Origin of the sequence: Luteimonas suaedae (assembly GCF_008312895.1) — a bacterium.
Classification (GTDB): Bacteria; Pseudomonadota; Gammaproteobacteria; order Xanthomonadales; family Xanthomonadaceae; genus Luteimonas; species Luteimonas suaedae.
Window position 1 is genome coordinate 101,548 of the sequence record NZ_VSSP01000011.1, and the last position, 9,670, is coordinate 111,217.

A 9,670-nucleotide genomic window follows, 5' to 3' on the forward strand; every position below is an offset into this window, starting at 1 on the left:
TTCAACCAAGGTAGTGAAACAACATGGCAACCACGCATGAAATCAAGGTGCAGCGCCGCGAGGACGAGGGGAAGGGTGCGAGCCGCCGCCTGCGTCATTCGGGCAATGTGCCGGCGATCGTCTATGGCGGCGATCTCGACCCGGTGAGCATCCAGCTCGTCCACGAGGACGTCCTGCTCGCCAGCAAGAACGAATGGTTCTACTCCTCGATTCTCGACCTGAACCTCGGCGGCGACCTGCAGAAGGTGCTGCTGCGCGATATGCAGCGGCACCCGTACAAGCAGCAGATCATGCACCTGGACTTCCAGCGCGTCAGCGCCAACCAGGCGCTGCGCACCTCGGTGCCGCTGCACTTCCTCAACGAGGACAAGTCGCCGGCCGGCAAGGCGGCCGACGTGGTGATCACCCACGAGATGAACGAAGTGGAGATCAGCTGCCTGCCGCAGGACCTGCCCGAGTACGTCGAGGTGGACCTGGGCGAGCTGAAGCTCGGCGACGCGATCCACCTGTCCGACCTGAAGCTGTCGCAGGGCGTCGAGATTCCCGAGCTGAAGTTCGGCAAGGAGCACGACGTCGCTGTGGTCATCGCCCGTCACGGCCGCATCGAAGCCGAGGCTGAGGGCGAGGGCGACGAGGCCGAGCAGGCTGCCGGGGTGCCGGCGGCCAAGGTCGACGAAGACGCCGGCAAGGGCGAGTAACACCGGTCGCTGCCGGGGCGCCCGTGCGGGCGTCCCGGTGCCGGTGCACCCGATGGCGGACCTGCGGCTCATCGTCGGGCTGGGAAATCCCGGCCCTGAATACGCGCGGACCCGGCACAATGCCGGGTTCCGTTTCGTGGACGCGCTCGCCGGGCGCGTCGGCGAGCGCTTCCGGGTCGACGCCAAGCTGTTCGGCGAGACCGTGAAGATCGACGTCGGCGGCCGTCCGGTCTGGCTGCTGAAGCCTGCCACCTTCATGAACCTGAGCGGCAAGTCGGTCACGGCGGCGCTGCGATTCTGGAAGATCGAGCCGGAGCAGGCGCTGCTGGCGCACGACGAGCTGGATCTGCCGCCGGGCACCGCGCGGCTCAAGTTCGACGGCGGCCATGGCGGCCAGAACGGGCTGCGCGACACCATGCGGCTGCTGGGGCACGGGCGCTTTCATCGCCTGCGCGTCGGCATCGGCCATCCCGGCCACAAGGACAAGGTGACGCCCTGGGTGCTGGGGCGGGCCTCGGCCGATGACGACATCCTGATCGACCGTGCCATCGACGACGCCCTCGACGTGCTGCCGCTGGCGGTCGCCGGGGACTTCAGCGAGGCGATGAAGCGGTTGCATACGACGAAGCCGTGATTGGTGATTGGTGATTGGTGATTGGTGATTGGTGATTGGTGATTCCGAAAGGCGGCGCGCTTCTCGAATCACCAATCACGAATCTCGAATCACGGACACACCATGGGCATCAAATGCGGCATCGTCGGCCTGCCCAACGTCGGCAAGTCGACCCTGTTCAACGCGCTGACCAAGGCGGGTATCGCCGCGGCCAACTTCCCGTTCTGCACGATCGAGCCCAACGTCGGCGTGGTGCCGGTGCCGGATCCGCGGCTCAACCAGCTGGCCGAGATCGTCAAGCCGCAGAAGGTGCTGCCCACGGCGGTCGAGTTCGTCGACATCGCCGGCCTGGTGGCCGGCGCGGCCAGCGGCGAGGGGCTCGGCAACAAGTTCCTGGCGCACATCCGCGAGGTCGACGCGATCGCCCACGTGGTGCGCTGCTTCGACCACGGCGACATCGTGCACGTGGCCGGCAAGATCGATCCGATCTCCGACATCGAGACCATCGACACCGAATTGGCCCTGGCCGACCTGGAATCGGTGGAGCGGGCGCTGCAGCGCGCCGAGCGCTCGGCCAAGACCGGCGAGAAGGAGGCCAAGGCGCGGGCCGAGGTGCTGACGCGGGTGCGCGACGGGCTGGATGCCGGCAAGCCGGCGCGGGCGCTGGCGCTGTCGGACGACGACCGCGCCGCGCTACGCGACCTGTTCCTGCTGACCCTGAAGCCGGTGATGTACGTGGCCAACGTGCTCGAGGACGGTTTCGAGAACAACCCCTACCTGGACCTCGTGCGCGAGCGCGCGGTGGGCGAGGGCGCCGAGGTGGTGCCGGTGTCGGCGGCGATCGAGGAGGAACTGTCGCAGCTCGAGGAGGCTGATCGCGACGTGTTCCTGGCCGACCTGGGCCTGGACGAGCCGGGGCTGAACCGGGTGATCAATGCCGCCTACAAGCTGCTCGGCCTGCAGACCTACTTCACCGCCGGGGTGAAGGAGGTCCGTGCCTGGACGGTGAAATCCGGCGCCACCGCGCCGCAGGCGGCGGCGGCGATCCATACCGATTTCGAGAAGGGCTTCATCCGCGCCGAGACGATCGCCTTCGACGATTTCATCCGCTACCTGGGCGAGGCCGGGGCGCGCGACGCCGGCCGCCTGCGCCTGGAGGGCAAGGAGTACCGGGTCCAGGAGGGCGATGTCCTGCATTTCCGCTTCAACGTCTAGGCGCGGGGACGCATACGCCGTCCTCGGCGCAGGCCTGGATCAGGTTTGGCGTGTCGCCAGCCTCGGCCTCTGGCCGGCGCCGGTGGCTGCGGCTCGACCGTCGCGTTCATAATCATGAACGCGCGGACGCGGTCCTCCTTGCCGCAGGTCTCCCGGTTGGATCGCGCGCCCGTGATGCCGGATCGACCGGCACAATGGGCCGGTACGCGTTGACAGGCCTGCCGCTTCAGGCCAAAATCGCGGGCTGTTTTCACCGGCTTGCCAGAAACACCGGAGGGATACCCAAGCGGCCAACGGGGGCAGACTGTAAATCTGCTGGCTTACGCCTTCGGTGGTTCGAATCCACCTCCCTCCACCAGCTATTGCAAGTTCCGCGCGGCGCGGGAGTAGTTCAACGGTAGAACCTCAGCCTTCCAAGCTGATGGTGCGGGTTCGATTCCCGTCTCCCGCTCCATTGAGGCTCCTCCGGGTCGGCGCGAAAAATTCAACGCTCACGTAGCTCAGTCGGTAGAGCACCTCCTTGGTAAGGAGGAGGTCGATGGTTCGATTCCATTCGTGAGCACCATCTTCAGCAGTCTTCCATTCCAACAGTTCAACGAGAAACGCAACCATGGCCAAGGGTAAGTTCGAGCGCACCAAGCCCCACGTGAACGTGGGCACGATCGGTCACGTGGACCACGGCAAGACGACGCTGACGGCGGCGCTGACGAAGGTGGGCGCGGAACGGTTCGGTGGCGAGTTCAAGGCCTACGACGCGATCGACGCGGCGCCGGAGGAGAAGGCGCGCGGGATCACGATCTCGACCGCGCACGTGGAGTACGAGTCGGCGAACCGGCACTACGCGCACGTGGACTGCCCGGGACACGCCGACTACGTGAAGAACATGATCACCGGCGCGGCGCAGATGGACGGCGCGATCCTGGTGTGCTCGGCGGCGGACGGCCCGATGCCGCAGACGCGCGAGCACATCCTGCTGGCGCGGCAGGTGGGCGTGCCGTACATCGTGGTGTACCTGAACAAGGCCGACATGGTGGACGACGCCGAGCTGCTGGAGCTGGTGGAGATGGAAGTCCGCGAGCTGCTGTCGAAGTACGAGTTCCCGGGCGATGACACCCCGATCATCACCGGTTCGGCGCTCAAGGCGCTGGAAGGCGACGAGTCGGACATCGGCGTGCCGTCGATCCTGAAGCTGGTGGAGGCGCTGGACAGCTACATTCCGCAGCCCGAGCGCGACATCGACAAGGCCTTCCTGATGCCGGTCGAGGACGTGTTCAGCATCTCCGGTCGCGGCACGGTGGTGACCGGGCGCATCGAGCGCGGGATCATCAAGGTGGGCGACGAGATCGAGATCGTGGGCATCCGGCCGACCACCAAGACGACGGTGACGGGCGTGGAGATGTTCCGCAAGCTGCTGGACCAGGGCCAGGCGGGCGACAACGCGGGCCTGCTGCTGCGCGGTACCAAGCGCGACGACGTGGAGCGCGGGCAGGTGCTATGCAAGCCGGGTTCGATCGCGCCGCACACGCAGTTCGAGGCGGAGGTGTACGTGCTGTCGAAGGACGAGGGCGGTCGCCACACGCCGTTCTTCAAGGGTTACCGTCCGCAGTTCTACTTCCGGACCACGGACATCACCGGCGCGGTGACGCTGCCGGAGGGTACGGAGATGGTGATGCCGGGCGACAACGTGAAGATGGTGGTGGAGCTGATCAACCCGGTGGCGATGGACGAGGGCCTGCGTTTCGCGATCCGCGAGGGCGGCCGCACCGTCGGCGCCGGCGTGGTGGCCAAGATCCTGAAGTGACGCAGCGGCGCGAGCGCGCCTAGCGTGCTCGCCTTTGCCGCCGCGTCATCCCGGCGCAAGCCGGGATCCAGGCCCGCGCCGTCTCGGCGCAAGCCAGGAGGATCCACCAGCCCCCAGTCGTGCCCGGCCCAACGGCCGGCCACGGCACCCGGAGCCGGGCGCAACCCGGCTCCCGGAGAGTCGACCAGAGGGTGTTGCATTCACCCCAGCCGACTCCCTATAATGATCGACCACTTCGCGGACCACCTTCGGGACGGCTCGCGAAACCGCGAAATGAGGCGCAGGAGGCACCTCGTTTTCGCCAGACAGGGAAAATGTCGCGCGGCAGCGCCCCCGCCGTCCCGAAGTGCTTCGGGACACCATCGGCAGGGGCATTTTGTCGCGCTTGCAGTTCTCCGTCTGGGCGGGCCATATCGGCCTGCCTTGTTTTTTGCAGGGATACTCCCGGTGCCGGCGCTTCCAGGTTCCGGAAAGTCATTGATTCCACGGGGTTTTGCGCACCCAGCCGCGAAACCTGTCGCTCTTTCAACCAAGGAATTCCGTCATGGCGGACCAAAAGATCCGGATCCGGCTGAAAGCGTTCGATCATCGCCTGATCGACCGCTCGGCCAGCGAGATCGTCGAAACGGCGAAGCGGACCGGCGCGCAGGTGCGCGGCCCGATCCCGCTGCCGACCAAGATCGAGCGCTACACCATCCTGGTGTCGCCGCACGTCGACAAGGACGCGCGCGACCAGTACGAGACCCGCACGCACAAGCGCGTGCTCGACATCGTCGACCCCAACGACAAGACCGTGGACGCGCTGATGAAGCTCGAACTCGCGGCCGGCGTCGACGTCCAGATCAAGCTGACCTGAGGCCCAAGACCATGACCGCGAAGAAACATTCGTTGGGAATCGTCGGCCGCAAGGCCGGCATGAGCCGGGTGTTCACCGAGGACGGCAAGTCCGTGCCGGTGACCCTGATCGAAGCGACCCCCAACCGCATCACCCAGGTGAAGACCAGCGACAGCGATGGCTACAGCGCCGTCCAGGTAACGGTCGGCACCCGCCGCGCCGCGCTGCTGAACAAGCCGCAGGCCGGACACCTGGCCAAGGCCAAGGTGGAGCCGGGCCGTGGCCTGTGGGAGTTCCGCGTGGCCGACGACAGCATCGACGGCTTCAACGTCGGTGGCGAGATCAAGGCCGACATCTTCAGCGTCGGGCAGAAGGTCGACGTCCAGGGCGTGACCAAGGGCAAGGGCTTCCAAGGCACGATCAAGCGCTGGAACTTCAAGATGGGCGACGCCACCCACGGCAACTCGCTGTCGCATCGCTCGCCGGGTTCGATCGGCCAGCGGCAGACGCCGGGTCGCGTGTTTCCGGGCAAGAAGATGTCCGGCCACATGGGCGCCGTGAACCAGAGCACGCAGAACCTCGAAGTGGTCCGGGTCGACGTCGAACGCGGCCTGATCGCGGTCCGCGGCGCGGTGCCGGGCGCTCCGGGCGGTGACGTCATCGTGCGTCCCGCGAGCAAGGGATAAGAGGAGACCACGATGGAACTCGCCATCAGTAACAGTAAAGAGGCGCTGTCGGTTTCCGACGCCGTGTTCGGCCGCGAATTCAGCCGCGACCTGGTGCATCAGGTCGTCGTCGCCTACCGCAACGCGGGTCGCGCCGGCACCAAGGCGCAGAAGACGCGTTCGGAAGTCAGCGGCACCACCAAGAAGTCGAAGCGGCAGAAGGGCGGCGGCGCCCGCCACGGCGCGCTGACCGCGCCGATCTTCGTCGGCGGCGGCGTGACCTTCGCGGCCAAGCCGCGCAGTTTCGAGCAGAAGATCAACCGCAAGATGTATCGCGCCGCGATGGCCGCGATCCTGTCGGAGCTCAACCGCCAGGGGCGCCTGAAGGTCGTCGATGCGTTCGACGTCGAGGCGACCAAGACCAGCGCCCTGGTGGCCAAGCTCAAGGAAGCCGAGGTCGGCCAGCGTCCGCTGATCGTCACCGAGGAGGCTTCCGAGCACCTGTACCTGTCCGCGCGCAACCTGCCGTACGTGCAGGTCCGCGACGTGCAGGGCCTGGACCCGGTGGCGCTGGTGTCGGCCGACACCGTGCTGATCACCGCCGATGCGGTGAAGAAGATCGAGGAGTGGCTGGCATGAACGGCACCCAATCCGGCGTGAGCAACATGGCCGCGAGCAAGCTCTACGAAGTGATCCGCGCCCCGCGCGTGTCCGAGAAGACCGCGCGCCTGCAGGAAGTCTCCAACCAATACGCGTTCGAAGTGGCCAAGGACGCAACCAAGGCCGACATCAAGGCCGCGGTGGAGAAGCTTTTCGACGTCAAGGTCGAGGCGGTCAACGTGCTCAACGTGAAGGGCAAGAACAAGTCCTTCCGTTTCCGCAGCGGCCGTCGCGGCGACTGGCGCAAGGCGTACGTGACGCTGGCCGATGGCCAGTCGATCGACGTGATGACGGCCAAGATCTGACGAAGTTCTGACCCGTCAGGACTTCAATAAGAGGATTCCATTCCCATGGCATTGATGAAATTCAAGCCCACTTCCCCCGGCCGCCGTTCCGCGGTCCGCGTGGTGACGCCCGAGCTGCACAAGGGCGCCCCGCACGCGGCGTTGGTCGAGAAGCAGGGCAAGACCGGTGGCCGCAACCACCACGGCCGCATCACCACGCGCCACATCGGCGGCGGTCACAAGCAGCACTACCGCATCATCGACTTCAAGCGCGGCAAGGAAGGCATTCCGGCGCGGGTGGAGCGGATCGAATACGATCCCAACCGCACCGCCCACATCGCCCTGCTGTGCTATGTCGACGGCGAGCGCCGCTACATCATCGCGCCGAAGGGCCTGAAGGCCGGCGACCAGGTGATCGCGGGCGCCGATGCGCCGATCAAGACCGGCAACACGCTGCCGCTGCGCAACATCCCGGTTGGCTCGACGGTGCATTGCATCGAGATGAAGCCGGGCAAGGGCGCGCAGATCGCGCGCGCCGCCGGTGCCTCGGTGCAGCTGGTCGCGCGCGAACAGGGTTACGCGACGCTGCGCCTGCGTTCGGGCGAGATGCGCCGGGTGCCGGCCGAGTGCCGCGCCACCATCGGCGAGGTCGGCAACGTCGAGCACAACCTGGAGAAGCTGGGCAAGGCCGGCGCCAAGCGCTGGCGCGGCATCAAGCCGACCGTTCGCGGTGCGGCGATGAACCCGGTCGACCATCCGCACGGCGGCGGCGAAGCCCGCGCCGGCCAGGGCAACCCGCACCCGGTCACGCCCTGGGGCGTACCGACCAAGGGTTACAAGACCCGCAAGAACAAGCGCACGCAGCAGTTCATCGTGCGCGATCGCAGGAGTTAATCGGTCATGGCACGTTCCCTGAAGAAAGGCCCGTTCGTCGATCATCATCTGATCAAGAAGATCGAGACCGCGGGTACCAGCAAGCGACCGATCAAGACCTGGTCGCGCCGCTCGATGATCCTGCCGGAAATGGTGGGCTACACCATCGCCGTGCACAACGGCAGGAACCACATTCCGGTGCTGGTCAACGAAAACATGGTCGGCCACAAGCTCGGCGAGTTCGCGCTGACCCGTACGTTCAAGGGCCACAGCGGCGACAAGAAGTCGCGTTAAGGAGATGACGACCATGAACAACGAAAATGGCGCCAAGGCGGTCCTGCGTACCGCGCGCATCTCCCCGCAGAAGGCCCGCCTGGTCGCCGACCAGGTGCGCGGGCTGTCGGCCGAGCGCGCCGTCAACCTGTTGAAGTTCTCGGACAAGAAGGCCGCGCACATGATCCGCAAGGTGGTCGAGTCCGCGATCGCCAACGCCGAGAACAACCGTGGCGCCGACGTCGACGAGCTTTCGGTCACCACCATCATGGTCGACGAGGGTCCGACGCTGAAGCGCTTCATGGCGCGCGCCAAGGGCCGCGGCACGCGCATTCTCAAGCGCACCAGCCACATCACGGTGGTGGTGGGCGAATCCTCCGGAAAGGGCAAGTAACCATGGGTCATAAAGTTCATCCCACCGGCATTCGCCTCGGCATCTCCAAGGACTGGAACTCCAAGTGGTACGCCGGGAAGAAGGAATACGCCGACTACCTGGCCGCTGACCTCAAGGTTCGCGAGATGCTGCGCAAGAAGCTGGCGCAGGCAGGGATCAGCAAGATCCTGATCGAGCGTCCCAACAAGACCGCGCGCGTGACCATCCACACCGCCCGTCCGGGCGTGGTGATCGGCAAGCGCGGCGAGGACATCGACAAGCTGCGCAAGGAAGTCAGCGACATGATGGGCGTTCCGGCGCACATCAACGTCACCGAGGTGCGCAAGCCGGAGCTCGACGCGCAGCTGGTCGCCGAATCGATCGCGCAGCAGCTCGAGCGCCGCATCATGTTCCGCCGCGCGATGAAGCGCGCCGTCGGCAACGCGATGCGCCTGGGCGCGCTGGGCATCAAGGTCAACGTCGCCGGCCGCCTGAACGGCGCCGAGATCGCGCGTTCGGAGTGGTACCGCGAAGGCCGTGTGCCGCTGCATACCCTGCGCGCCGACGTCGACTACGGGTTCGCCGAGGCCAAGACCACCTACGGCATCATCGGCATCAAGACCTGGATCTACAAGGGCGAGATCTTCGATTTCAGCCAGGTGGGCCAGGAGAAGCAGGACGATTCGCCGCGTGGCGATCGCGGCGAGCGCAACGAGCGCCCGCGCGGTCCGCGCCGCGATCGTGATCGCGAGGCGAGGGACTAATCATGCTGCAACCGAAGCGAACCAAGTACCGCAAGCAACACAAGGGCCGCAACGACGGTCTGTCCTGGAATGGCAACCTCGTCAGCTTCGGCGAGTACGGCCTGAAGGCGACGCAGACCGGGCAGCTGACCGCGCGCCAGATCGAGGCCGGCCGCCGCAGCATCAGCCGCCACGTCAAGCGCGGCGGCAAGATGTGGATCCGCGTGTTTCCCGACAAGCCGATCACCAAGAAGCCGATCGAAGTGCGCATGGGCTCGGGCAAGGGCAACGTGGAGTTCTGGGTGGCCCAGATACAGCCCGGCCGCATGATCTACGAGATCGAGGGCATCGACGAGGCGACCGCGCGCGAGGCGTTCCGCCTGGCCGCCGCCAAGCTTTCGGTCACCACCCAATTCGTGACCCGGACGGTACGCTGATGTCTACGATCAAGGAACTCCGCGAGAAGTCGGCCGACGACCTCAAGACCCACCTGGTGGATCTGCACAAGGAGCAGTTCTCGCTGCGCATGCAGAAGGCCACCGGTCAGCTCGCCAAGACCCACGATGCCCGCCGGGTGCGCCGCGAGATCGCGCGCGTCAACACCCTGCTCGGTCAGACGAAGTAAGGAATGGCCGCC

At 66.2% G+C, this 9,670-nt stretch carries 14 protein-coding genes and 3 tRNA genes; all 17 read left to right on the plus strand.

Annotation, left to right across the window (positions count from 1 at the left end):
* The first annotated feature begins 23 nt into the window (after nt 1-23).
* A complete protein-coding gene (locus FXO19_RS15340) occupies nt 24-698 on the plus strand; it encodes a 50S ribosomal protein L25/general stress protein Ctc (RefSeq protein ID WP_149195988.1) in 675 nt (224 codons plus the stop codon).
* Between the two features lie 52 nt (nt 699-750).
* Entirely contained in the window at nt 751-1,332 is a 582-nt protein-coding gene (pth, locus tag FXO19_RS15345) for an aminoacyl-tRNA hydrolase (RefSeq protein ID WP_149195989.1), read from the plus strand.
* Nucleotides 1,333-1,434: 102 nt separating this feature from the next.
* A complete protein-coding gene (gene ychF / locus FXO19_RS15350; protein ID WP_149195990.1) occupies nt 1,435-2,526 on the plus strand; it encodes a redox-regulated ATPase YchF in 1,092 nt (363 codons plus the stop codon).
* Nucleotides 2,527-2,798: 272 nt separating this feature from the next.
* A tRNA-Tyr gene (locus FXO19_RS15355) sits at nt 2,799-2,884 on the plus strand.
* A gap of 22 nt (nt 2,885-2,906) precedes the next feature.
* Nucleotides 2,907-2,980 (plus strand) — tRNA-Gly (locus FXO19_RS15360).
* Nucleotides 2,981-3,015: 35 nt separating this feature from the next.
* Nucleotides 3,016-3,091 (plus strand) — tRNA-Thr (locus tag FXO19_RS15365).
* A gap of 45 nt (nt 3,092-3,136) precedes the next feature.
* On the plus strand, nt 3,137-4,327 hold the full coding sequence (gene tuf / locus FXO19_RS15370) for an elongation factor Tu (protein ID WP_149195991.1): 1,191 nt from the start codon (nt 3,137-3,139) through the stop codon (nt 4,325-4,327).
* A gap of 544 nt (nt 4,328-4,871) precedes the next feature.
* The gene (gene rpsJ / locus FXO19_RS15375; protein ID WP_010341589.1) at nt 4,872-5,183 is read left to right on the plus strand and encodes a 30S ribosomal protein S10; all 312 of its coding nucleotides are present in this window, start codon (nt 4,872-4,874) and stop codon (nt 5,181-5,183) included.
* An 11-nt stretch (nt 5,184-5,194) separates the two neighbouring features.
* Nucleotides 5,195-5,848, plus strand: coding sequence for a 50S ribosomal protein L3 (rplC, locus tag FXO19_RS15380; protein ID WP_149195992.1), 654 nt, complete (start codon nt 5,195-5,197; stop codon nt 5,846-5,848).
* Nucleotides 5,849-5,860: 12 nt separating this feature from the next.
* Entirely contained in the window at nt 5,861-6,466 is a 606-nt protein-coding gene (rplD, locus tag FXO19_RS15385; RefSeq protein WP_149195993.1) for a 50S ribosomal protein L4, read from the plus strand.
* Between the two features lie 26 nt (nt 6,467-6,492).
* The gene (rplW, locus tag FXO19_RS15390) at nt 6,493-6,792 is read left to right on the plus strand and encodes a 50S ribosomal protein L23 (RefSeq protein WP_149196031.1); all 300 of its coding nucleotides are present in this window, start codon (nt 6,493-6,495) and stop codon (nt 6,790-6,792) included.
* Nucleotides 6,793-6,837: 45 nt separating this feature from the next.
* The gene (gene rplB / locus FXO19_RS15395; protein ID WP_149195994.1) at nt 6,838-7,665 is read left to right on the plus strand and encodes a 50S ribosomal protein L2; all 828 of its coding nucleotides are present in this window, start codon (nt 6,838-6,840) and stop codon (nt 7,663-7,665) included.
* A gap of 6 nt (nt 7,666-7,671) precedes the next feature.
* Complete coding sequence (rpsS, locus tag FXO19_RS15400; RefSeq protein WP_149195995.1) at nt 7,672-7,938, plus strand: 30S ribosomal protein S19; 267 nt, start codon at nt 7,672-7,674, stop codon at nt 7,936-7,938.
* 13 nt (nt 7,939-7,951) lie between these two features.
* Nucleotides 7,952-8,311 (plus strand): 50S ribosomal protein L22, encoded by a 360-nt coding sequence (gene rplV, locus FXO19_RS15405; RefSeq protein WP_149195996.1) that lies wholly within the window; start codon nt 7,952-7,954, stop codon nt 8,309-8,311.
* Nucleotides 8,312-8,313: 2 nt separating this feature from the next.
* Entirely contained in the window at nt 8,314-9,054 is a 741-nt protein-coding gene (gene rpsC, locus FXO19_RS15410) for a 30S ribosomal protein S3 (protein ID WP_149195997.1), read from the plus strand.
* Between the two features lie 2 nt (nt 9,055-9,056).
* Entirely contained in the window at nt 9,057-9,470 is a 414-nt protein-coding gene (rplP, locus tag FXO19_RS15415; RefSeq protein WP_149195998.1) for a 50S ribosomal protein L16, read from the plus strand.
* Nucleotides 9,470-9,658, plus strand: a complete 189-nt coding sequence (gene rpmC, locus FXO19_RS15420; RefSeq protein ID WP_149195999.1) for a 50S ribosomal protein L29 — start codon at nt 9,470-9,472, stop codon at nt 9,656-9,658. Before rplP ends, rpmC begins: the two co-directional genes overlap by 1 nt.
* The last annotated feature ends 12 nt before the right edge of the window (nt 9,659-9,670 follow it).

Coding starts and splice junctions, on each gene's coding strand:
- FXO19_RS15340 (WP_149195988.1), top strand. CDS start 24: ATGGCAACCACGCATGAAATCAAGGTGCAGCGCCGCGAGGACGAGGGG.
- pth (WP_149195989.1), top strand. CDS start 751: ATGGCGGACCTGCGGCTCATCGTCGGGCTGGGAAATCCCGGCCCTGAA.
- ychF (WP_149195990.1), top strand. CDS start 1,435: ATGGGCATCAAATGCGGCATCGTCGGCCTGCCCAACGTCGGCAAGTCG.
- tuf (WP_149195991.1), top strand. CDS start 3,137: ATGGCCAAGGGTAAGTTCGAGCGCACCAAGCCCCACGTGAACGTGGGC.
- rpsJ (WP_010341589.1), top strand. CDS start 4,872: ATGGCGGACCAAAAGATCCGGATCCGGCTGAAAGCGTTCGATCATCGC.
- rplC (WP_149195992.1), top strand. CDS start 5,195: ATGACCGCGAAGAAACATTCGTTGGGAATCGTCGGCCGCAAGGCCGGC.
- rplD (WP_149195993.1), top strand. CDS start 5,861: ATGGAACTCGCCATCAGTAACAGTAAAGAGGCGCTGTCGGTTTCCGAC.
- rplW (WP_149196031.1), top strand. CDS start 6,493: ATGGCCGCGAGCAAGCTCTACGAAGTGATCCGCGCCCCGCGCGTGTCC.
- rplB (WP_149195994.1), top strand. CDS start 6,838: ATGGCATTGATGAAATTCAAGCCCACTTCCCCCGGCCGCCGTTCCGCG.
- rpsS (WP_149195995.1), top strand. CDS start 7,672: ATGGCACGTTCCCTGAAGAAAGGCCCGTTCGTCGATCATCATCTGATC.
- rplV (WP_149195996.1), top strand. CDS start 7,952: ATGAACAACGAAAATGGCGCCAAGGCGGTCCTGCGTACCGCGCGCATC.
- rpsC (WP_149195997.1), top strand. CDS start 8,314: ATGGGTCATAAAGTTCATCCCACCGGCATTCGCCTCGGCATCTCCAAG.
- rplP (WP_149195998.1), top strand. CDS start 9,057: ATGCTGCAACCGAAGCGAACCAAGTACCGCAAGCAACACAAGGGCCGC.
- rpmC (WP_149195999.1), top strand. CDS start 9,470: ATGTCTACGATCAAGGAACTCCGCGAGAAGTCGGCCGACGACCTCAAG.